18 protein-coding genes are annotated in these 22,376 nt (G+C 72.4%); 12 read left to right on the forward strand and 6 right to left on the reverse strand.

Going from position 1 to position 22,376, the window contains the following annotated elements; genetic code table 11:
* The first annotated feature begins 57 nt into the window (after window positions 1-57).
* The 4 genes from ACSBPG_RS25120 to ACSBPG_RS25135 are packed head-to-tail and all read left to right on the forward strand — an operon-like array spanning window position 58 to window position 3,951.
* Window positions 58-1,419, forward strand: coding sequence for an NAD(P)/FAD-dependent oxidoreductase (locus tag ACSBPG_RS25120; protein ID WP_435539974.1), 1,362 nt, complete (start codon window positions 58-60; stop codon window positions 1,417-1,419).
* Window positions 1,419-2,207 carry a DUF1365 domain-containing protein gene (locus ACSBPG_RS25125; RefSeq protein ID WP_435539975.1) on the forward strand — a complete coding sequence of 263 codons (789 nt, stop codon included), beginning with the start codon at window positions 1,419-1,421 and terminating at the stop codon, window positions 2,205-2,207. Before ACSBPG_RS25120 ends, ACSBPG_RS25125 begins: the two co-directional genes overlap by 1 nt.
* Window positions 2,204-3,442: a class I SAM-dependent methyltransferase gene (locus tag ACSBPG_RS25130; protein WP_435539976.1), complete on the forward strand. Its 1,239-nt coding sequence runs from the start codon at window positions 2,204-2,206 to the stop codon at window positions 3,440-3,442. The genes ACSBPG_RS25125 and ACSBPG_RS25130 overlap by 4 nt, the downstream gene beginning before the upstream one ends.
* A gap of 8 nt (window positions 3,443-3,450) precedes the next feature.
* Complete coding sequence (locus tag ACSBPG_RS25135; protein ID WP_435539977.1) at window positions 3,451-3,951, forward strand: DUF3833 domain-containing protein; 501 nt, start codon at window positions 3,451-3,453, stop codon at window positions 3,949-3,951.
* Here ACSBPG_RS25135 and ACSBPG_RS25140 read toward each other — a convergent pair.
* The 3 genes from ACSBPG_RS25140 to ACSBPG_RS25150 form a co-directional block, all read right to left on the reverse strand.
* Window positions 3,905-4,360 carry a nuclear transport factor 2 family protein gene (locus ACSBPG_RS25140; protein ID WP_435539978.1) on the reverse strand — a complete coding sequence of 152 codons (456 nt, stop codon included), beginning with the start codon at window positions 4,358-4,360 and terminating at the stop codon, window positions 3,905-3,907. The genes ACSBPG_RS25135 and ACSBPG_RS25140 overlap by 47 nt on opposite strands.
* Window positions 4,357-5,097 (reverse strand): SDR family NAD(P)-dependent oxidoreductase, encoded by a 741-nt coding sequence (locus ACSBPG_RS25145; protein ID WP_435539979.1) that lies wholly within the window; start codon window positions 5,095-5,097, stop codon window positions 4,357-4,359. The genes ACSBPG_RS25140 and ACSBPG_RS25145 overlap by 4 nt, the downstream gene beginning before the upstream one ends.
* A gap of 105 nt (window positions 5,098-5,202) precedes the next feature.
* Window positions 5,203-7,338, reverse strand: a complete 2,136-nt coding sequence (locus ACSBPG_RS25150) for an ATP-binding protein (RefSeq protein WP_435539980.1) — start codon at window positions 7,336-7,338, stop codon at window positions 5,203-5,205.
* Window positions 7,339-7,582: 244 nt separating this feature from the next.
* Between ACSBPG_RS25150 and ACSBPG_RS25155 the strand changes: the two genes are divergently transcribed.
* From ACSBPG_RS25155 to ACSBPG_RS25180, 6 genes are all read left to right on the forward strand, one after another.
* Window positions 7,583-8,131, forward strand: a complete 549-nt coding sequence (locus ACSBPG_RS25155) for a PadR family transcriptional regulator (protein ID WP_435539981.1) — start codon at window positions 7,583-7,585, stop codon at window positions 8,129-8,131.
* A 28-nt stretch (window positions 8,132-8,159) separates the two neighbouring features.
* Complete coding sequence (locus tag ACSBPG_RS25160; RefSeq protein WP_435539982.1) at window positions 8,160-9,260, forward strand: efflux RND transporter periplasmic adaptor subunit; 1,101 nt, start codon at window positions 8,160-8,162, stop codon at window positions 9,258-9,260.
* Complete coding sequence (locus ACSBPG_RS25165) at window positions 9,257-12,523, forward strand: efflux RND transporter permease subunit (protein WP_435539983.1); 3,267 nt, start codon at window positions 9,257-9,259, stop codon at window positions 12,521-12,523. The genes ACSBPG_RS25160 and ACSBPG_RS25165 overlap by 4 nt, the downstream gene beginning before the upstream one ends.
* Window positions 12,524-12,817: 294 nt before the next feature.
* Window positions 12,818-14,458: an acyl-CoA synthetase gene (locus tag ACSBPG_RS25170; RefSeq protein ID WP_435539984.1), complete on the forward strand. Its 1,641-nt coding sequence runs from the start codon at window positions 12,818-12,820 to the stop codon at window positions 14,456-14,458.
* Window positions 14,455-15,627: a GNAT family N-acetyltransferase gene (locus ACSBPG_RS25175; protein WP_435539985.1), complete on the forward strand. Its 1,173-nt coding sequence runs from the start codon at window positions 14,455-14,457 to the stop codon at window positions 15,625-15,627. Before ACSBPG_RS25170 ends, ACSBPG_RS25175 begins: the two co-directional genes overlap by 4 nt.
* A 129-nt stretch (window positions 15,628-15,756) precedes the next feature.
* Complete coding sequence (locus ACSBPG_RS25180; RefSeq protein WP_435539986.1) at window positions 15,757-18,168, forward strand: methyl-accepting chemotaxis protein; 2,412 nt, start codon at window positions 15,757-15,759, stop codon at window positions 18,166-18,168.
* Between the two features lie 42 nt (window positions 18,169-18,210).
* Here the strand turns inward: ACSBPG_RS25180 and ACSBPG_RS25185 are convergent, their stop codons facing one another.
* Window positions 18,211-19,557, reverse strand: a complete 1,347-nt coding sequence (locus ACSBPG_RS25185) for an ABC1 kinase family protein (protein ID WP_435539987.1) — start codon at window positions 19,555-19,557, stop codon at window positions 18,211-18,213.
* Window positions 19,558-19,668: 111 nt separating this feature from the next.
* Between ACSBPG_RS25185 and ACSBPG_RS25190 the strand changes: the two genes are divergently transcribed.
* Window positions 19,669-20,439: an outer membrane protein gene (locus tag ACSBPG_RS25190; protein WP_435539988.1), complete on the forward strand. Its 771-nt coding sequence runs from the start codon at window positions 19,669-19,671 to the stop codon at window positions 20,437-20,439.
* 13 nt (window positions 20,440-20,452) lie between these two features.
* Here ACSBPG_RS25190 and ACSBPG_RS25195 read toward each other — a convergent pair whose 3' ends face one another.
* The gene (locus ACSBPG_RS25195) at window positions 20,453-21,007 is read right to left on the reverse strand and encodes an NADPH-dependent FMN reductase (protein WP_435539989.1); all 555 of its coding nucleotides are present in this window, start codon (window positions 21,005-21,007) and stop codon (window positions 20,453-20,455) included.
* A 196-nt stretch (window positions 21,008-21,203) separates the two neighbouring features.
* Between ACSBPG_RS25195 and ACSBPG_RS25200 the strand changes: the two genes are divergently transcribed.
* Window positions 21,204-21,752, forward strand: coding sequence for a hypothetical protein (locus tag ACSBPG_RS25200; protein ID WP_435539990.1), 549 nt, complete (start codon window positions 21,204-21,206; stop codon window positions 21,750-21,752).
* A 184-nt stretch (window positions 21,753-21,936) separates the two neighbouring features.
* On the opposite strand, the gene ACSBPG_RS25205 is transcribed toward ACSBPG_RS25200, so the two are convergent.
* A complete protein-coding gene (locus ACSBPG_RS25205; protein ID WP_435539991.1) occupies window positions 21,937-22,338 on the reverse strand; it encodes a bacteriohemerythrin in 402 nt (133 codons plus the stop codon).
* Window positions 22,339-22,376: the final 38 nt, after the last annotated feature.

A 22,376-nucleotide genomic window follows, 5' to 3' on the forward strand; every position in this document is an offset into this window, starting at 1 on the left:
CGTCGCGGCGCCACCGTAAGCGTGGCGATCTCTGGCGCAACCACGAGCCGCATTCCCATGACCGTGCTCCCCCTCCGTCCTCCCCGGCCGCTCGACGTGGCGGTGATCGGCTCCGGCATCGCCGGCCTGTCGGCGGCCTGGCTGCTGTCGCGCACCCACCGGGTGACGCTGTACGAGAAGGAGGACCGTGCCGGCGGCCACGCCAACACGGTCGACGCGGGCGACGGCGTCGCCGTCGACACCGGCTTCATCGTCTACAACGAGCCCAGCTATCCCAACCTGACCGCGCTGTTCCGTCACCTCGCCGTGCCGACGCGGGCGACCGACATGTCGTTCGCCGCCTCCCTCGACGGTGGCGCGCTGGAGTACGCCGGCGGTGGGCCGGCGGCGCTGTTCGCCCAGCGGCGCAACCTCCTCCGGCCGCGCTTCCTGCGCATGGTGCGCGACATCCTGCGCTTCTACCGCGAGGCGCCGCGGCTGCTCGCCGCCCCGGACGCCGAGGCGCTGACCCTCGGCGCGATGCTCGACCGCGGCGGCTATTCCGATGCCTTCGTCGACGACCACCTGCTGCCGATGGCGGCGGCGATCTGGTCGGCCCCGGCCGAGACGATGCGCGCCCATCCCGCGCTGGCCTTCGTGCGCTTCTGCGAGAACCACGGGCTGCTGCGGCTGGCGGGCCGCCCGGTCTGGCGCACCGTCGAGGGCGGCAGCCGCGAGTACGTGCGCCGCCTGACCGCCGACATGGGCGACGCCCTGCGCCTCAACACGGCGGTCGAGCGGGTGCGGCGCGAGGGCGGGCGGGTGCTGGTGCAGGACCGCCGCGGCGCCGTCCACGCCCACGACCAGGTGGTGATCGCCACCCACGCCGACCAGGCGCTCGCCCTCCTCGACGACCCGGGACCGGCCGAACTCGCCCTGCTCGGGGCGTTCCGCTGCCAGCGCAACGTCGCCATCCTGCACACCGACCCCGGCCTGATGCCGCGCCGCCGCCGCGTGTGGTCGAGCTGGAACTATCTCGGCGGGAGCGGCGGGGCGGAGGGCGGGGCCCCGTGCGTCACCTACTGGATGAACCGGCTGCAGGGCTTCCTGCCGCCCGGGCGCGACCTCTTCGTGACGCTCAACCCGGCCCGGCCGCCGCGCGACGGCAGCATCCTGCGCAGCTTTCTCTACGACCACCCCGTCTTCGACGTCGCCGCTCTGCAGGCGCAGCGGCGCCTGTGGGCGCTGCAGGGCGTGCGCAACACCTGGTACTGCGGCGCCTGGTTCGGCGCCGGGTTCCACGAGGACGGGCTGCAGGCCGGGCTCGCCGTGGCCGAGGCGCTGGGCGGCGTGCGGCGGCCGTGGACGGTGGAGAACGAGTCCGGCCGCATCCACCTGGGCGGCCCCGGCCGGCCGCCCCGTCCCTCCGAGGCGGCGTGATGACGGGGCCGGCGTCCGGCCTCTATCCGGGAACGGTGGTGCACCACCGGCTGAGGCCGGTGCGGCACCGGCTGCGCTACCGGGTGTTCAGCCTGCTGCTCGACCTCGACGAACTGCCCGAGCTGGACCGGCGGCTGCGGCTGTTCGCCCACAACCGCTTCGCGCTGACCGCCTTCCACGACCGCGACCACGGCGACGGCCGTCCGGCGCGGGCCTGGGCGGACGCCCAGCTCGCCGCCGCCGGGCTGCCGGCCGGCGGGCCGGTGCGGGTGCTCTGCTTCCCGCGGCTGCTCGGCTACGTCTTCAACCCCTTGAGCGTGTGGTTCTGCCACCGTCCCGACGGCGGGCTGGCGGCCGTCCTGCACGAGGTCTCCAACACCTTCGGCCAGCGCCACACCTACGCGATCCCGGCGGCGGCCGACGCCGACGGTCTGGTCCGCCAGTCCTGCGCCAAGGGCTTCTACGTGTCCCCCTTCATGGACATGGAGACGGCCTACCATTTCCGCATCCGCCCGCCCGGCGACACGGTGGCGGTCGCCATCCGCCAGACCGACGCGGCGGGAACCGTGCTCCACGCCGCGCTCGCCGGCCGGCGGGTCGAGCTTTCGGACCGTGCCCTGGCGGCGGCGTGGCTGCGCCACCCCCTGATGACCGCCAAGGTGACGGCCGCCATCCATTGGGAGGCGCTGCGGCTGTGGCGCAAGGGGCTGGCCGTCCGGCCGCGGCCGCCGGCACCCGCCTCCCCGGTTACCGTCGTCCCCTTGCGTTCCGAGGACCCCTGCACATGAGCGAACTCACCGCGACCACGGCGGCCGGGCTGCGGCCGCTGCCCTGGTGGCGCCTGCTGGCGCCGCGCCGCGATCCGTGGACCGAGGCGTTCCTGCGCCTGGCGTCGCGCGTCGCCGGCGGGGCGCTGGACGTGACCACGCCGGACGGCCGGACCTTCCGCTTCGGCGACGGTGACGGCACCCTGCGGGCGGAACTGGCGCTCGACGATCCGGCGGCGGCGCGTCGCCTCCTGGTGGGCGGACCCGTCGGCTTCGCCGAGGCCTACATGGACGGCCAGTGGCGGACCGCCGACCTGCCGGCGCTGATCGAGCTGGCCGCACGCAACGAGGCGCGGCTCGGCCGCTCGGTGTGGGGCAGCGCCGCGGCCCGCCTCCTCAACCGGCTGGTCCACCGCGGGCGCGCCAATTCCCGCCGCGGCAGCCGGCGCAACATCGCCTTCCACTACGACCTCGGCAACGCCTTCTACCGGCAGTGGCTCGACCGCGGCATGACCTATTCCGCCGCCCTCTACGCCACCGGCGGCGAGACGCTGGAGGAGGCCCAGGAGGCCAAGCTGGCGCGCGCCGCCGACCTGCTGCAGGTGACGCCGGGCCAGCGCGTGCTGGAGATCGGCTGCGGCTGGGGCGGGATGGCCGAGCACCTGGTCCGCGCCCGGGGCGCCGCGGTGGTCGGGCTGACCCTGTCGCGCGAACAGCTGGCATGGGCGCAGGCGCGCCTCGCCGGCGCCGCCGAGCTGCGGCTGCAGGACTACCGCGACGTCGCCGGGACCTTCGACCGCGTCGTCTCCATCGAGATGATCGAAGCGGTCGGCGAGGAGCGCTGGCCGCGCTACTTCGGCGTCCTGCGCGACCGGCTGGTGCCGGGCGGCGCGGCGGTGATCCAGGCCATCACCATCGCCGACGACCGGTTCGCCGCCTACCGCCGGAGCTGCGACTTCATCCAGCGCCACGTCTTCCCCGGCGGCATGCTGCCCTGCCCGGCGGCGATCCGCGCCCAGGCGGCCCGGGCCGGGCTGGTGGTCGAGCACGTCGAGACCTTCGGCGACTCCTATGCCAGGACCCTGGCCGAGTGGCGGCGGCGTTTCCACGACGCGTGGCCCGACATCGCGCGGCAGGGGTTCGACGAGCGGTTCCGCCGCCTCTGGGACTACTATCTCGCCTATTGCGAGGGCGGCTTCCGCGCCGGCGCCATCGACGTCGGGCTGTGGCGCCTGCGCCGCCCGTCGGCCGGGTGAGGCGCGCGATGACCACCGGGATTGCCGCCACCGATGCCGCCGGCCGGCCGGCGGATTTCCGGCCCGAGGACTATTTCGCCGGCGGCACCCGAGCCTGGGGCCTGTTCGAGGACCGCTTCGGCACCGTCCGGCGCCAGTTCACCGTCGACATCCGCGGTGTCTGGGACGGCCGCGAGCTGGTTCTCGAGGAGGACTTCCTCTACGCCGACGGCGGGACCCAGCGCCGGGTCTGGCGCATCGTCCGCACCGGCGAGGGCCGTTACGAGGGGCGGGCCGACGACGTGGTCGGCGTCGCCACCGGCCGCGCCGCCGGCAACGCCCTGCGCTGGCGCTACGCCATGGACCTGGCGGTGGGGCGCTCGGTGTGGCGGGTGCGTTTCGACGACCGGATGTTCCTGCAGCCGGGGGGCGTCCTGATCAACCGCGCCGACGTCCGGCGCTGGGGGGTGCGGATCGGGACGGTCAGCCTGTTCTTCCAGCGGTCGGCGCCGCGATCCGCCGCCGGATGAGGCGCAGCGGCCCGCCCAGCAGCGGCAGGCGCCGGTAGACGTGTTCGCCGGCGTCCCAATGGTCGGTGTGCGCGGCGACCAGGCCGTCCGCGGTCAGTTCCACCTCGCTCATGCCCGGCACGTCGAGCCGTCCGACCACCGCCACCGTCGCGGTGAAGCGCCAGCGCAACAGGCCGAGGCCGTCGGCGAGCGCGGCGTGGCTGACGGCGAAACGCCAGTCGCGGCAGGTGTCCAGCGTGTGGGCCAGCACGGCACGCACCGCCGGCCGGCCGCGCACGTCGTTGAAGGGGTCGCGGAAGCGCACCGCGGGCGTGGTCAGCCCGTCGAGCCGGTCGAGATTCTCCACCGTCAGCGTTTCCAGGAACCGCACCCAGGCGGCGAGGCCGTCGCGGCGCGCGCCGCCGGTCATCCGCCGGTCACCCGGCGGACCAGCGCGAAATAGGCGCCGTAGGGCAGGCAGCGCGCCGCCTTCAGCGCGGCGGCGAAGCGGCGGGGGAAGGCGATCTCGAAGCGGGCGGCGGCGAGGCCGCGGACCACCGCGTCGGCCGCCGCCTCGGCGGAGATCAGGTCGGGCATGGGGAAGGGGTTGCGCGCCGTCAGCGGGGTGTCGACGAAGCCGGGGTTGACCAGATGCAGGCCGATGCCGGCGCGGCGGCACTCCGGCGCCAGGGACTCGCACAGGTTGATCAGCGCCGCCTTGGTCGGCCCGTAGGCGGCGGCGGTCGGCAGGCCGCGGTAGCCGGCCAGCGAAGCGACCACCGCGATCCGGCCGCCCCGGCGCGCCCGCAGGCGCGGCAGCAGCGCGTCGAGCGCGTGGACCACGCCCATGTAGTTCACCTGCATCAGGCGGCGCGCCGTGGCGGCCGAAAAGTCGTCGAGCCCCATCGGCGCGTGGGTGCCGGCGTTGAGCACGGCGAGGTCGATGGGACCGCACCGCCGCTCCACCGCCGCCACGGCGGCGGCGACCGCGTCGGCATCGCTCACGTCGACGGGAAAGGCGTCGATGCGGGCGGCCTCGGCCGCCAGTGACTCCAGCCTGGCGGCGGAGCGGGCCGACGCGGCGACGGTCATGCCGTCGTCCGCCAGGCGCCGGGCGAGGGCACGGCCGATGCCGCTGCTCGCCCCGGTGATCCAGGCGACGGTCACGGCCGGCCATCCTTCCGGCGGTCATCGGATCGGCGGCGGCGGTGCATGGGGCGTGTCCTCCCGGCGTGGCGAGCCCCTCCGGTACGGGGCGCCGGGTGCGGCGGATCACGCCGCGCCGCGCGCACGGGCGGCCAGCAGGTCGTTCACCGCGTCGGCCAGGACCTCGGGCCGATAGGGCTTGTGCAGCAGCAGGAATCCCTCCTCCACGGCGGTGGAGGCGGCGCTGGAATAGCCGGTCGTCAGCATCATCGGCAGGTCCGGATAGCGCTCGCGCACCGAGCGGGCGAGATCGAGGCCGTTGATGTCGCCGGGCATGACGATGTCGGAGAGGATGAAGTCGAAGCGCCCGTTGGCGGTCAGCGTGTCGAGGGCGGCGCGGGCGTTGTCGACCAGGGTGACGCTGTAGCCGAACCCCTCCAGCAGGGTCGTCGTGGTGCGGCCGATCTCCGGGCTGTCCTCGACCAGCAGGATGCGGCGCCCCCGGCCCTCGGGCGCCGGGGGCGGGACGGGGCTGGAACGCTGGCCGGGCGCCTTGCCCGACCGCGGCAGGTAGAGGGCGACGGTCGTGCCGGCGCCGACCGTGCTGTCCAGCGTCACCGTGCCGCCGGACTGGCTGGCGAAGCCGAACACCTGGCTGAGTCCCAGGCCCGTGCCCTTGCCGACCTCCTTGGTGGTGAAGAAGGGGTCGAAGACACGGTCGCGCACCGCGGGGTCGATGCCGCTGCCGGTGTCCGACACGCTCAGCACCACGAAGTCGCCGGCCAGCCCCGCCGGCGCGTCCAGCCCGCCGTCGAGGGTGACGTTGCGCACGGCGATCCGCAAGGTGCCGCCGTCGGGCATCGCGTCGCGGGCGTTGACCGCGAGATTGAGGACGGCCAGTTCGAGCTGGGTGCGGTCGACCTCCACCGACCAGGCGTCGGCGGGGAGCTCGGCTTCGACCGCGATGTCGCCGCGCAGCGAGCGCTTGAGCATCCCGTCGACCATCGCCGCCAGCGCCGGCGCTGGTGCCAGAACCTCCGGCTTCAGCGTCTGCTGGCGCGAGAAGGTGAGGAGCTGCTGGGTGAGCTGGCCGCCGCGGTAGGCCGCCTGCATGGCGGTGTCGATGAAGGGGCCGGGACCCTTGCCGGCCTCGCCGCCGGCCCGCGCCTGCGCCAGGTAGAGGTTGCTGGTGATCACCATCAGGAGATTGTTGAAGTCGTGGGCGATGCCGCCGGCGATCTGCCCCAGCATCTCCAGCCGCTGGATCTTCTGCAGCAGCTCCTCGGCGCGCCGGCGGCGCTCGGATTCCTGGTGCAGCCTGGCGATTGCCACCCGCTCTCCGTGCGCCTTGCGCACCACCAGCCACGACGCCGTGGCCAGCAGCAGCGCCAAGGGGACGGCGAACAGGGCGTTGAAGGCCGTGCGGTCCGCCCACTCCTCGATCACCGCTTTGACGGCGCGGCCGTACACCACGTAGACGGGAAACCCCGCCAGCTTGCGATAGGCGAAGATCCGTTCGCGGCCGTCGACCTGCGCGACGGTGCGGAAGACGCCCGCCTCCGGGCGCTCGGCGATGGCGCGCATGAAGCCGCTGTCGGCGGTCAGCCGGATCAGCGGCCCGTCGCGGTCGCGGACGAGCTGGCTGCCGTCGGTCCGCAGCAGGGACACCGAATCCCGCGGGTCCGGCAGCACGCGGCGGAAGAAGTCCTGGAAGTCGGACACCGAGGCGGAGGTCAGGATCATGCCGTCGAACCGGCCGTCGGGGCCGGTGCGCGGACGGACGAGGTTGAACGCGGGCACGCCGGTGGTGCGCCCGGGATAGGTGTCGCTCACGAAGAACGCGGCTCCTTCCTTCATGGCCCGGAAGTAGTCGCGGTCGGCGACGTTGGTCGCCGGCACGGGGAAACGGATGCTGCTGTTGGCGACGCGGCCGTTCGGACCGTTCAGCCAGATGCCGCCGACCTGGGAAAAGCCGTCGTCGAGCCGTTTCAGGTAGCGGTGGAGGGACGGCGAGGTGGCGAATTCCTCCCAGCTCATGCCCTCCACGTGGTTCGCGACCTCGTCGACCACGAAGCGGAAGGTCTCGAACAGGCGCAGGGCGTGCTCGTACAGCACGGAGCTCGTCCGCTCCACGCGGCGTTCCGTCTGCTCGAAGGTCTGGCCGTAGTCGCGCCACGCCATCACCGCCAACAGGAGCAGCGGTGCCAGCAGCGACGCGACGGGAAGCAGCCAGACGTCGCGCGAGGGGGAGCGGTTACTCATTCCAGGGAAAGCCGAACCCAGAGAAAACACGACCCGGTCGATACGACCACGAAACGTAGCAGATCGCCGAACCCTGTCATTACGCCCTTCGGGCGCGGCCGGCTGACCTTCGGCCGGGCCGTCCCGGCCTTAGGGCAGGGGCAGGTCCGGGCCGGCGGGCTCGCCTGGGTGTGACGGACTGGAATATATCGGTCCGATATAGTAGCTTGGCCCGTCCCGAAACCCGGCTTGAGGATGGCCCGCCATGGACGTGAGGACCCTGTGCCTCGGCGCGCTCGCCCGCGGTCCGGCCACCGGCTACGAGATCCGCAAGCAGTTCGAGCAGGGGCCGTTCGGGCATTTCCAGGAGGCCGCGTTCGCCTCGATCTATCCCTCCCTGAAGCGGCTGGCCGAGGACGGGCTGATCGCCGGCGCCGACGAGCCGCGGGACGGCGCCGACAGCCGGGACCGCTTCGTCTACCGGATCACGCCGGCCGGGCGGCAGGCGCTGTACGACGCGCTGATGCGGCCGCCGGGCGCCGACAAGGTGCGCTCCGACTTCCTGTTCATCGCCTTCTTCGGCCATTGGCTGCCGGCGCACCACCTCGACCGTCTGATCGGCGAGCGCATCGCCTGGCTGCGTGCGACGATCGAGCGCATGGAAAGCCGTACCGAGCGGCCCATGGAATCCGGACACGCCTTCGCGCTGGGCTACGGGCTCGCCGTCTACCGGGCCGCGGCCGAGTATCTCGAGGCGCACCGAGCCGCCCTGGTGGGGGCGGCATCCGCGCCCGGGGCGCGGGTCGCCGAATAGCCGCCCCCGCCGGCCGCTGGAGACCGTCATGAACCGTTCCCTCGTCACCGCCGGTGTCATCACCGTGGCCGCCGTCGCCTGGGTGCTGTCCGGCCAGATCGGCGGCGGCCCGGCCTCGCCGTCGCCGGCCGGCGCGGACGGGCCGGCCGGTGCGGCGCCGGCGCCGCTGCAGGCGGTGCGCGTCGCCCGCCTCGTCGCCCGGCCGATGACCGCCGAGATCGTCCTGCAGGGCCGCACCGAGGCGTGGCGCAGCGTCGCCCTGCGCGCCGAGGTGCGCGGCCGGGTCGAGGCGGTGCCGGTGGCGCGCGGCACCGTGGTGGCGGCAGGGGAGGTGCTGGTGCGGCTCGCCGTCGACGACCGCCCCGTGCGGCTCGAGGAAGCGCGGGCGCTGCTCGCCCAGCGCCACCTCGAACACCGGGCGGCGCAGTCCCTGAACGCGCGCGGCCACAACACCGACATCCAGCTCGCCCAGGCGGCGGCCGCCCTCGAGGCGGCGCGGGCGGCCGTCCGCAAGGCCGAGATCGAGCTGGCGCACACCACCATCGCCGCCCCCTTCGACGGGGTGCTCGACGAACGGCCGGTCGAGGTGGGCGACTTCCTGGACACCGGCAACCCGGTGGCCACGGTGGTCGACCTCGATCCCATGCGGATCGTCGGCTTCGCCGCGGAATCCCAGATCGCGGCGCTGCGCCTCGGCCAGCGCGGCGTCGCCCGGATCATCGGCGGCCCCGACGGCGCGCGTGCGGTGGAGGGGCGGATCGCCTACGTCGCCGCCACCGCCGATCCGGCGACCCGAACCTTCCGCGTCGAGCTGGAGGTCGGCAACGCCGACCGCGCCATCGTCTCCGGCCTGACGGCGCAGCTCCGCCTGCCGGTCGGCCAGCGGCCGGCCCACTTCGTGTCGCCCTCGGCCCTGTCGCTGGCCGACGACGGCGGCGTCGGCGTCAAGGTCGTCGATGCCGAGGATCGGGTCCGCTTCCTGCCGGTGGAGATCGCCGGCACCACACCCGACGGGGTGTGGCTGACCGGCCTGCCGGAGGAGCTGCGGCTGATCACCGTCGGCCACGAGTACGTCGCCGCCGGCAACCCGGTCAAGCCGGTAGAGACGCCGGGCGGAGGCGCCACGTGAGGACGCTCATCGCCGCCGCGCTGACGCACACCCGGACGGTGCTGGCGACGCTGGCGCTGCTGCTGGCCGCCGGCTGGGTCGCCTACCAGGAGATCCCCAAGGAGGCGGCGCCCGACGTCAACATCCCCATCATCTACGTCTCGCTGCATCACGAGGGCATCTCGCCGGAGGACGCCGAGCGCCTGCTGCTGCGCCCGATGGAGCAGGAGCTGCGGACCATCGAGGGGCTGAAGGAGATGCGCTCCACCGCCTACCAGGGCGGCGGCAACGTGATCCTCGAGTTCGACGCCGGCTTCGACGCCGACCGCGCCATCCAGGACGTGCGCGAGAAGGTCGACCGCGCCAAGGCGGAGCTGCCCGAGGAGACCGACGAGCCCACGGTGAACGAGGTCAACTTCTCCCTCTTCCCGGTGCTGGTGGTCATCCTCTCCGGCGACCTGCCGGAGCGCACCCTGCTGCGTGCGGCGCGCGATCTGAAGGACCGCATCGAGTCGGTCCCGGCCGTGCTGAAGGCGGAGATCGCCGGCGACCGCGAGGAGCTGGTGGAGGTCGTCATCGACCCCATGCGGGTGGAGAGCTACGGCATCGACCCGGGGGCGGTGGCGCAGCTCTTCGCCCGTTCCAACCGGCTGGTGGCGGCGGGCAACCTGGACACCGGGGCGGGCCGTTTTCCGGTCAAGGTGCCGGGCCTGTTCGAGTCCGTCGAAGACATCTGGAACATGCCGGTGAAGGTGAACGGCGACGCCGTCGTGCGCTTCCGCGACGTCGCCCAGGTGCGCCGCACCTTCAAGGACCCGGAGAGCTTCGCCCGGGTCGACGGCAAGCCGGCGATCGCGCTGGAGGTCACCAAGCGCACCGGCGAGAACATCATCGAGACGATCGAGCAGGTCCGTGCCGTGGTCGAGGGGGAGCGCGCCTATCTCCCGGCCGGCATGGAGTTCACCTACTCCCAGGACCGGTCCCAGGACATCCGCACCATGCTGGGCGACCTGGAGAACAACCTGGCGGTGACGGTCCTGCTGGTGATGATCATCGTCGTCGCCACCTTGGGTCTGCGCACCTCGGCGCTGATCGTGGTGGCCGTGCCGGGCTCCTTCCTCACCGCCATGCTGGTGCTGGCGGGGATGGGCCACACCATCAACATCGTCGTCCTGTTCGGGCTGATCCTCGCCGCCGGCAACGTGGTGGACGGCGCCATCGTCGTCACCGAGTATGCCGACCGCAAGATGGCCGACGGGCTGCCCAGGCGCCAAGCCTACGCCGTCGCCGCGCGGCGCATGGCCTGGCCGATCATCGCCTCCACCGCCACCCAGCTCGCCGCCTTCGCGCCGCTGCTGTTCTGGCCCGGCATGGTGGGCGAGTTCATGAAGTTCCTGCCCATCAGCCAGTTCGCCACGCTGTCGGCGGCGCTGCTGATGGCGCTGATCTTCATCCCGGCGCTGGGCGCGCTGGTCGGCAAGCCGAACGTGCCGGTGCGGTCCGCCGGGCCGGCCGCCGGATCGGTGGTCGGATCGGCGGCCGGATCGGCGGCCGGATCGGCGGATGATCTCGACCTCGACGCGCCCGACCCGGTGGAGGAGCGCCGGCCGCTGAGCGGCTGGTACGTCGGCCTGCTGCGGACGGCGCTGCGCCATCCCGGCAAGGTGCTGGTCGCGTCGACCCTGGTGCTGGTCGCCATCCAGGGCTACTACGCCCTGCACGGCAACGGGGTGGAGTTCTTTCCCGACGTCGAGCCGACCAACGCCACCGTCCTGGTGCACGCCCGCGGCAACCTGTCGATCCACGAGCAGGACGCGCTGGTGCGCGAGGTGGAGGAGCGCATCCTCGTCCTCGACGACTTCGAGAGCGTCTACACCCGCACCGGCAAGCCGCCGACGGGCCGCGACGTGCCCGAGGACGTGATCGGCCAGATCACGCTGGAGTTCAAGGATTGGCAGCGGCGCCGGCCGGCGTCGGACGTGCTGGAGGACATCCGGGCGCGCACCGCCGACCTCGCCGGGATCGTCGTCGAGCCGCGCAAGCAGGACGAGGGGCCGCCGACCGGCAAGCCGGTGCAGGTCCAGCTCACCGCCCGCGACCCCGACCTCCTGCCGGCCGCGGTGCGCCACGTGCGGCAGGGCCTCGACGCCGTCGGCGGGCTGATCGACGTGGAGGACACACGGCCGCTGCCCGGCATCGAGTGGCAGGTGACGGTCGACCGCGCCCAGGCCGCCCGCTTCGGCCTCGACGTCACGGCGGTGGGCGACGCCGTGCGCCTCGTCACCAACGGCCTGAAGATCGGCGAGTACCGCCCCGACGACGCCGACGACGAGATCGACATCGTCGTGCGCTATCCGCGCGACCTGCGGTCCATGGACCAGCTCGACGGCATCCGCATCGACGCCGGCGGCGGCGCCGTGCCCGTCGGCAACTTCGTCGACCGGCTGCCGCGTCCCAAGGTCGGGCAGATCGACCGGGTCGACGCGCAGCGCGCCATGACGGTGAAGGCCGACGTCGCCGCCGGCGTCCTGGCCGACGACAAGGTGCAGGCGCTGCGCACCTGGCTGCGGGAGAATCCGCTGCCCGCCGGCGTCGGCCACGTCTTCAAGGGCGAGGACAAGGAACAGAAGGAAAGCGCGGCCTTCCTCAGCCGCGCCTTCGTGGCGGCGCTGTTCATCATGGCGATCATCCTGGTCACCCAGTTCAACAGCTTCTATTCCGCCTTCCTGATCCTCACCTCGGTGATCCTGTCGACCATCGGCGTGACCATCGGGCTGATCGTCACCGGCCAGCCCTTCGGCATCGTCATGACCGGGATCGGCGTGATCGCCCTGGCCGGCACGGTGGTGCAGAACAACATCGTGCTGATCGACACCTACGACCAGTACAAGCGCAGCGAAGCCAGCGCCTTCGACGCCATCCTGCGCACCGGCGCCGAACGCGCCCGGCCGGTGCTGCTGACCGCCTTCAACACGGTGCTCGGGCTGCTGCCGCTCGCCTTCGGCATGAACATCGACTTCCTGACCCGCGAGGTCACCTTCGGCGCGCCGGCGACGCAATGGTGGGTCGGCCTGTCCAGCGCCATCGTCTTCGGCCTCGCCTTCGCCACCGTGCTGACCCTGGTGGTGACGCCGTGCGCCCTCATGGTGAAGGCGAACGTGCACGAGTGGCGCCTCAGGAGGCAGCGCCGGCTGGCCCGCTGGTGGGCGCGCCACCGGCCATGGCGGCGCGAGCGCCCGGCGCAGGAGCAGAACAACGCCGACGTGCGGGACGCCGCGGAGTAGCGGCGGCGGCGGGCCGACCATCGCCGCCGCCTATCGCTGCGTTTGGAAATAACGATTGGACCGGCGGGCCCGCGTCCGGCAAGTTTGGAGGCGTTCCAAACAACGGGACGCTCCCGGATCACCGCCGTACCCTGCTGGCGGTGCCGCGGGACGGACGGGCACCCCATCGCCCCCACCCCCAGGGGTGCCCGTCCGCCTCCAACCGGTAACCCTTCCCCCGGCGCGGCTTCTCTGGCAAGACTCGCGGTCAAACGGCGGCCGAGCCGCCGGACAACCCATCCCCGGGGGGACCGCATGACCGTCGCCGCACACAATCCGTACGAGATCGACCTGGACCGCAACGCGGCCAACCACGTGCCGCTGACGCCCCTGTCGTTCATCCGCCGCACCGCCGCCGTCTTCCCCGGCCGCACGGCGGTGATCCACGGTCCGCTGCGCCGCACCTGGAAGGAGACGTACGAGCGCTGCGTGCGCCTCGCCTCGGCGCTGCGGCGGCGCGGCATCGGCAGCGGCGACACCGTCGCCGTCATGGCCCCCAACATCCCCGAGGCGTTCGAGGCGCATTTCGGCGTGCCGATGGCCGGCGCCGTCCTCAACGCGCTCAACATCCGCCTCGACGCCGAGGCGCTGGCCTTCATCCTGGAGCACGGCGAGGCCAGGGTCCTGCTGACCGACCGCGAATTCTCCGACGTCATCGCCAGGGCCGTGCACATGCTGGCGCCGGAGCGGCGGCCGCTGGTGATCGACATCGACGATCCCCAGGCCAAGGGCGGCCAGCTCATCGGCGCCACGACCTACGAGCGGTTCCTGGAGGAGGGCGACCCCGCCTTCGACTGGGCGATGCCGGCCGACGAATGGCAGGCGATCGCGCTCAACTACACCTCGGGCACCACCGGCAATCCCAAGGGCGTCGTCTACCATCACCGCGGCGCCTACCTGAACGCGCTCGGCAACGTGGCGACCTGGGCCATGCCGCACCATCCCGTGTACCTGTGGACCCTGCCGATGTTCCACTGCAACGGCTGGTGCTTCCCCTGGACCATCGCCGCCATGGCCGGCACCAACGTCTGCCTGCGCCAGATCGCCGCCAAGCCGATCTACGACGCCATCGCCGACCACGGCGTCACCCACCTCTGCGGCGCGCCGATCGTCATGGGGCTGATCTGCAACGCCCCCGAGGAGCAGCGCCGCGAGGTGCGGCCGGGCATCAAGATGATGACCGCCGGCGCCGCCCCGCCCGCCGCGGTCATCGAGAAGATGGAGCGCATGGGCTTCGACATCGCCCACGTCTACGGCCTGACCGAGGTGTACGGTCCGGTCACCATCTGCGCCTGGCACGAGGAGTGGGACGAGAAGCCGCTGGAGGAGCGGGCGCGCCTGAAGGCCCGGCAGGGGGTGAACTACGCCACCCTGGAGGGGCTGACGGTGATGGACCCCGCCACCATGACCGTGGTCCCGGCCGACGGCGAGACCATGGGCGAGGTGTTCATGCGCGGCAACACCGTGATGAAGGGCTATCTGAAGAACCCGCGCGCCACCGCCGAGGCCTTCGCCGGCGGCTGGTTCCACACCGGCGACCTCGGCGTCCTCCATCCCGACGGCTACGTCGAGCTGAAGGACCGCTCCAAGGACATCATCATCTCCGGCGGCGAGAACATCTCGACCATCGAGGTGGAGGGCGTGCTCTACCGCCATCCCGCGGTGCTGGAGGCGGCCGTGGTCGCCCGGCCCGACGAGAAGTGGGGCGAGACGCCGTGCGCCTTCGTCACCCTGCGCGAGGGCATGGCGGCCACCGAGGCGGAGATCATCGCCTGGTGCCGCAGCCACCTCGCCCACTTCAAGTGCCCGAAGACCGTCGTCTTCTCGGCGCTGCCGAAGACCTCGACGGGCAAGATCCAGAAGTTCGTCCTGCGCAGCCAGGCGAAGGAGCTGTGAGCGCCGCCGCGGGCGAGCCCGCCTACGGCCCCTACCGGGACGGGGACGCCGACGCCGTCGCCTACCTCGCCCGTCAGGCCTTCGGCCTGTCGCGCCCGCATTTCGAGCGCAGCCGCGACCTTTTCGGAGCGGACTGCCTGCGGGTGCTGCGCCGCGGCGGCCGCCCGGTCGCCGCCGCGGCGGTGTGGTCGTGGGACCAGTGGTTCGGCGGCCGCCCCGTGCCGTCGCGGGCGGTCGCCTTCGTCTCGGCCGACCCGGCGGCGCGCGGCGGCGGCCTCGCCACCCGGCTGATGCACGGCGTGCTGACGGAGGCGCAGGAGGCCGGCTGCGCGCTGGCCGTGCTCTACGCCGCGACCCAGCCGCTCTACGCCAAGGTGGGGTTCGCCCGCGCCGGCTCCTGGTTCCGCTACCGCGCCGCTCCCGAGGTCCTCTTCCAGGGGCGGGCGGAGGCGCTGCCGCGCCGGCTGGAGCCGTTCGACGCCGACCGGCTGGCGGCGCTGCGCCGGCGCGAGCTGGAACAGGGCAACGGCCTGCCGGAGCGCTCGGACGCGGCCTGGACCTACGCCCTGCACCCCTGCGGCGAGGAGGGGCGGGCCGACGTCTTCCTCGCCGGATCGGACGGCTACGTCGCGGTGATGCCGCCGCGCGACCGCCGGCTGACCGTCGCCGACGTCTGCGCGCCGAGCCGCGACGCCGTCCGCCAGATTCTCGCCTTCCTCGCCGGCTACCGCTCCATGGTGCGCGAGGTGGTGTGGCCCGGCGGTCCCGAGGACCCGCTGGTCCACGCCGCGTTCGAGGCGAAGGTCGCGGTCGACGGCTGGGAGGAGTGGCTGCTGCGGGTGGTCGACGTCGAGCGGGCGCTGACGCGGCGCGGCTATCCCGCGGGCGTCGAGGCGGAACTCCTGCTCGACGTCGCCGACCCGATTCTCGGCCGGAACCACGGGGCCTTCCACCTGCGCGTCGCCGGCGGCCGGGGCACGGTGCAGCGGCGGCCGGCGGGGGCGGGCGGGCTGCGGCTGGGCATCGCCGCCCTGGCGCCCCTGTTCAGCGGCCATCTGGGACCGGCGGCGTTGCGCCGGCTCGGCCTCGTCCAGGGAACGGACGCGGATCTGGCGGCGGCGGCGGGCCTCTTCGCCGGCCCGCGCCCGTGGATGCCCGACCGCTTCTGAGCCGCGGTTATTCGATCCGTATTTGATCCGGGTCATACCGTGCACCACGGAAACGTGCGAAAAGCAGAAAGATAAGGGATCGGATGCAATGAACGCACGCTGTCAGGGGCGGATTCGAAGAGGCTTTCCATGACGATCGGGACGCGCATCGCGCTCGGATTCGCGACCGTGCTGCTGCTCACGGTCGCGGTGGCATTCGTCGGCTGGAACAGTCTGCGCACCTATGCGGAGCGGGTGGACCTGGCGGCCCACACCGCCGAGCTGGACGCCCGGCTCAAGAACGTCCGCCTGGAGGAGGCCCGCTTCGTCGCCGACCGCGACGCCCAGGCCGCCGCCAACGTGGCCGGCATGCTGGAGGACCTGCGGGCCGAGGCCACCGACACCCGGCGTGCCCTGCGGACCGGCGAGGGCAGCGTGCTGGTCGACGACATCCTGGCCGGGATCGACGGCTACCGCGACGCCTTCGCCCGGTTCGCCACGCAGGACGCCGAGGCGCGGGCGCGCACCCTGTCGATGGCCGAGAGCGCGCGGGCGCTGCGCGAGGTGGCCGAGAAGATCGGCCTGCAGCAGGCCGAGCGCTACGACAACAACATGATCAGCCTGAACGACGCGGCCCTGGCGGCGCGGCACAGCCGCGACACCGCCGACCGGGCCGACCGGCTCATCGAGGACCTGCTCGAGGCGCGGCGCCAGCAGGGCGAATTCGTGCGCACGCGCGACGGCGCCATCGTCACGGCCGCCGACGTCACGCTGGGCAAGCTCCAGGACAACGCCGAGGCGCTGTACGGGGAGGTGACCGGCACCAACGAGGAGGAGCTGGCGGAGAACATCGTCGCCGCCGTCACGGCCTACCGCGACACCTTCGCCGAGCAGGCGCGCTACGCCGCCGGCGAGGACGCCGAGACCTTCCAGGCGCGCATGCTCGTCCTCGACAAGCAGGCCGAGCAGGTGCAGGCGCTCGCCCACGAGATGCAGGAGAACCAGATCGCCGTCGCCGACGCCCTCCAGGGGGCGGCCGACTTCGCCCAGTCCGAGGTGAACGAGGCGGTGCTGCTGCGCGGCCTCGCCATGCGCCTCAACGTCGCCGCCCAGGCGGCGATGCTGGGCGAGCGCGACTACCGGCTGAAGGGCGGCGAGCCGGCGCGCACCACCGTCGTCGCCGCCGTGGCGGAGATCCGCGACCTCGCGGATCAGGCCGGCAAGCTGCTGGTCGACGCCGACGGCAAGGCGTTGATCACCGCCGCCGGCACGGCGCTCGACGCCTTCGATCAGAGCTTCTCCGCGCTGGTCTCGGCCGTCGAGGGGCAGCACGCCGCGTCGCGCGCCATGGCCGCGGCGGCGACCGCGGTCAGCGACCAAGTGACCCGCCTGGTCTCCATCCAGCGCGAGGAGCGCGAGGCGGGGCGCGCCAACGCCGGCCTGTTCGTCGCCGTCGGCGCCGCCGTGGCGCTGGCGCTCGGCGTGGTGCTCGCCTGGTTCATCGACCGTGCCATCACCGTGCCGCTGCGCGCCATGACGCGGGCCATGGACCGCCTGGCCGAGGGCGACCTCAGCACCGACGTTCCCGGCTCCGACCGGCGCGACGAGCTGCGCCACATGGCGGTCGCGCTCGGCGTGTTCAAGGCGAACGCCCTGGAGATGCGCCGCATGGAGGAGGAGCGGGAGGAGATGCGCAAGCAGATCGAGACCGACCGCCGCCGTGCCATGAACGAGTTCGCCAACGGCTTCGAGGCGGCGGTGAGCGGCGTCGTGCAGACCCTGTCGGCCGCCGCCGACACGCTCGGACGCGACGCCCAGGAAATGTCCTCCGACGCCGCCCTGACCAACGTCAAGTCCCAGGCCGTCGCCTCGGCGTCGGAGCAGGCGACCTCCAACGTGCAGACCGTGGCGGCCGCGACCGAGGAGCTCTCGGCCTCCATCGCCGAGATCTCGCGCCAGCTCACCGCCAGTTCCACCGTCGCCCAGGACGCCGCCGAGAAGGCGCGGCAGACCAACTCCATCGTCGAGGGGCTGGCCGAGGCGGCCGAGCGCATCGGCCAGGTGGTCGACCTGATCGGCGAGATCGCCGAGCAGACCAACCTGCTGGCGCTGAACGCCACCATCGAGGCGGCCCGCGCCGGCGAGGCCGGCAAGGGCTTCGCCGTCGTCGCGACCGAGGTGAAGAACCTCGCCGGGCAGACCGCCCGGGCGACCGAGGAGATCTCCAGCCAGGTGGCGCAGATGCAGTCGGCGACGGGCGGTGCGGTCGGCGCCATCCGCACCATCTCCGAGGCCGTGGACACCATCAGCAGCACCGTCACCGGCATCGCCGAGGCGATGGAGCAGCAGGGCTCGGCGACCCGCGAGATCGCCGCCAACGTCCATCAGGCGGCCGAAGGCACGCAGGTCGTGAAGCGCAACATCTCCGAGGTCACCACCGCCGCCAGCAAGACCGGCACGGCCGCCGACGCGGTCCTCTCGGCGTCCCGCGAGCTGGCCCGCCAGGCCGAGATGCTGCGCGGCGAGGTCAGCGGCTTCCTCAACAAGGTGCGCTCGGCGTAGGGCGTGCGGATCGGCCGCACGTCCTCTCCGGGTGCCGGCCCGTTACACCGGCAGCGGCACGCCGTGCGCGGTCAGCGCGGCGTGCTGGCGCGCCTCCAGGGCGTCCACGTCGAAGTCGCGGATGAGGTCCTGGAACAGGCGGTACCAGTTCACCTCGGCCCTGAGGTGCAGGAACACCGAGCCCAGGCCGATGGCGGCGCGGTCCATGAAGACGAACTCCCGCGGCACCTCGACCCCGCCCACCCTGCGCAGCTCGGCGTGCACCCGCTCGGCCGTCTCGCGGCCGTAGTGGCCGGCGTTGGTCTCCTCGATGCGGCGGGCACGGTCGTCCATGATGGGGGCGTAGACGAAGCGCGCCCAGATGTTGAGGACGTCGACCAGCTCCTTCGACGGGTTCGTGAATCCCCAGGTGCGGTAGGCCTCGACCGCCGCCTCCTCGTCGCCGCCGCGCAGGGCGTTGTAGAGATCGATCACGCCCTTGACGAAGCTCGGCTTGAAGACGCGGATGCAGCCGAAGTCCAGCAGGTTGACCGAGCGGTCCGGCCGCACCGTGTAGTTCCCGAGGTGCGGATCGCCGTGGATCACGCCGTAATAGTAGAAGGGCACGTACCAGGCGCGGAACATGTTCATCGCCAGGTCGTCGCGGCTGTCCGGCTGGTCGGCGACGAACTCCAGGATCTTGCGCCCGTCCAGCCACTCCATGGTCAGCAGGCGGCGGGTCGACAGCTCGGGGACGACCGCCGGCACGTGCACGCCGGGCGTGTCGGCCAGCATGGCGCGGTAGAGGGCGGCGTGCCGCGCCTCCAGCTCGTAGTCCAGCTCCTCGCGCAGGCGGGCGCCGATCTCGGCGTGGATCTGGCGGGTCGAGATGGCGCTGTCGTAGCGCTCGAAGAGGGCGAAGATCAGGCCGAGCTGGCGCAGGTCGGCCTCCACCGCCGACGCCATGTCGGGATACTGGAGCTTGCAGGCGAGCCGCCGCCCGTCCGGCCCCTCCGCCCGGTGCACCTGGCCGAGCGACGCGGCCGCGGCCGCACCGTGCTCGAAGCTGCGGAAGCGGGTGTGCCAGCGCGGCCCCAGCTCCGATGCCATGCGCCGCTTGACGAAGGGCCAGCCCATGGAGGGCGCGTCGGCCTGGAGCTGGGACAGCTCGCTGACGTATTCCCGCGGCAGCGCGTCGGGGATGGTGGCGAGGATCTGCGCCACCTTCATGAGCGGTCCCTTGAGGCCGCCGAGGGCGGCCCGCAGCTCCGCGGCGTGGCGCTGGCGCTCGACCGGGATGCCGAGGACCCGCTCCCCGGCGACGCGGGCCGCAAGGCCCCCCACGGCGGAGCCGACCCGCGCGTAGCGCGCCAGCCGTCCGCCCAGCGAGTTGTTTTCCCTGTTGGACATGGCGCCTAAGGTGGGTGCGCCGGGCGGTCCCGGCCAGTCCCCACGCGCCGCTTGACCGCACACGGGTGCCGCGGGCAGGGTGCGCGGCGTCGCGACGGACAGGGGGACGGGATGGGGCGTCTGGTTTGGCTGCTCGGCTTGGTGGGGGGCTTGGCCGGGGGCCTGGCGGTGTCCGGCGGCGCGGCGGCGGCCGACGGCGGGGTCTACCTGCGCGCCGATCTGTCCTACGACTGGTCGCGGTCGACCCGCTTCCACGACTGGAACTGCGCCGGCACCGACCCGCGGCGGGTCGAGCTGTTCGGCTGCGACGCGCGCGCGGCCGGCGATTTCGGCGGGACGGCCGGCTTCGGCGCCGGCATCGGCTACCGCCTGTCGCCGCTGCTGCGGATCGAGGCGGCGCTCGCCTACCGGCCGGGCTGGCGCTTCGCGGGCGACGCGAACTTCCCGATCTCCGGCGACCAGCCGGTGCGTGCCGACGCCACCACGCTGACCGGCCTGGTCAACGGCTATCTCGACCTGGCCGGGCTGGTGCCGGGCGGGCTCGGGCGCTTCCAGCCCTACGTCGGCGGCGGCGTCGGCGTCTCCCGCAACCGCACCGACGGGATGGACATGCGCTTTCCCGTTCTCGACCAGCGGGTCACCACACCGTCGGGCTGGCACACCTCGTTCGCCTGGCAGCTGACGGCGGGGACCGGCGTGGCGCTGAGCGAGTCGCTGACCCTCGACGTCGCCTACCGCTACACCGACTTCGGCCGCGTCATGACCGAGGACGGCGAGGCGCCGCGCTGGCGCGCCGGCTCCCTGCGTGTCCTCGACATCGACGGCACCGAGGCCCGCCTGCGCTCGCACGGCGTCCAGGTGGGGCTGCGCTACGCGTTCTGACGGCCGCGCGTCCCTATGCCCCGCGCAGGCGCCGCGTCCAGCCCGCCAGGGCCGTCAGCAGGCCGGCGATCTTGGTGCGCACCGCCTCGTCCTTCAGGGTGCCGTCGGGATTGAAGGATTCGGCGTAGCGCACCAGCACCTCGGGCTTGTTCAGGGGGTGCATGTCCAGATAGACGCAGACCTGACGCAGGTGGTACTGGCTGCGCGCCGAGCCCAGCCCGCTGCCCGCCCCCATGATGGCCAGCGGCTTGCCGGCGAAGGGCTGGTCGGGCGGCCGCGAGGCCCAGTCGATGGCGTTCTTCAGCACGCCGGGGATCGAGTAGTTGTACTCCGGCGTGGCGATCAGCACGGCGTCGGCGGCGCCGATCGCCTCGCGGAAGGCGACCACCGGCTCGGGCCGGCCCTGTGCCTCCACGTCGGCGTCGTAGAGCGGGATGGCGGCGAGATCGAAGACCTCCAGCCGCATGCCCTCGGGCGCCACCTCCTCGGCGATGCGCAGCAGCGCGCGGTTGTACGAGCCCTTGCGCAGGGACCCGGCGAAGGACAGGACGCGCAGCGGCTGTTCCATGAGGCTCCTCCCTTTGTCATCGTCAGCCCGACAGCAAGGCACAGCCTGCCATGGCCGACAAGAGGTGCGTCCGAAAACGCCTCATGCGCCCGTCGTGGACATGCTCAGTCGACTTCTTGGCCGACGCCGCTCGGTCGTGCTATCGTTTGGAGTGATCTCCCCAACATTGCGCCCGCACCGGGCAAGGTCGGTCGAGATGCCGGCATATTCGGGCAAGGCACAACCGTTCCTGGATGCGATCGCGGCATCCATGTTTTCGTCGTCGGACGTCCGGAATTGGATTTTGGCGGGAACCGCTGCGGCTGCCACTTACGATGGCGCTTCTATTCTCGATGATGAGCAGAAAACGGTCCGCTGGCGCCGCGGCAGAACCAAACAGCCATTTTGGGCGAATTACTTTTGTGGAAAGGACAGTCAGTGCACCTGCCGAATCCATGAAAGCAAGAGTTTGGAATCGGATGCCATCTTCTTTTTGAGAAGCAATGTTGGCCGCATCCTCGCCATTCATGTTGAGTTTAAGCATTATAGAGAGCCGTTCCGCAACGGGCAGCCGGAAGGCTACCCGCTGCGAGCGGCATGCTTTGCAAAGACTTACGCGCAACGTCCTTTTTTGAATCCGCATGACGATTGGATGACGGTTCTGTTCTGCGGAAATGACGCTCTGGCCGATCCCAGGATTTCCCACTTTCAACGAGTTATCACGCATGATGAGGCGCGGCGTCGTATCCGCGACTATCCCGGATGACGTGATGGACGGTAGCAACGGATGCGGTATTCCCCAGGTGCGTACACACCACGGCGGGGCGGCGCCGATCATCTGAAACGAGCGTCGCTCTGACAAGGAGGGAATGTTACGCTGGCCGCCTCCGGGCAAGCCGGCGGGGACGACGTGCGATCGATCGGGCGCGACGGGAGACGCCGCCGCCGCCTCATCCGCCCCGGCTGCGGATCCACGCCGCGGTGGCGGCGTCCATGGTGTTCTTGTGGTTCACGAACCACTCCGGCACCGCCTCGCCCGCGTAGCCGCGGGCGAGCGCCAGGTTGCCCGCGGCGAGGCGCGTCTCCACCCCTTCCAGTTCCAGGCGCACGCGGTCGTGCTCGCGCTTGTGGATGGGGTAGGGCGGGAAGCCGTAGTCCCGCATCAGCGCCTCCTCGTGGGCGAGGTGGTCGCGCAGGTGGCGGGCGAAGGCGGCGAACAGGGCGGGGAAGCCGGCGTCGTCCACCGCGGCGAGCGCCGCCAGGAGGTCCACGGTCTCCTTGTGCTCGGCGTCGATGATGGCGTTGCCGACCTCCAGGGATTCGTCCCAGGCGAGGGTGGTCAGGGTGGGCATGGGGCCTCCGAAGGCTCGGGTCGGCCCGCACCCTAACC

Origin of the sequence: Azospirillum sp. ST 5-10 (assembly GCF_051225715.1) — a bacterium.
Lineage (GTDB): Bacteria > Pseudomonadota > Alphaproteobacteria > Azospirillales > Azospirillaceae > Azospirillum.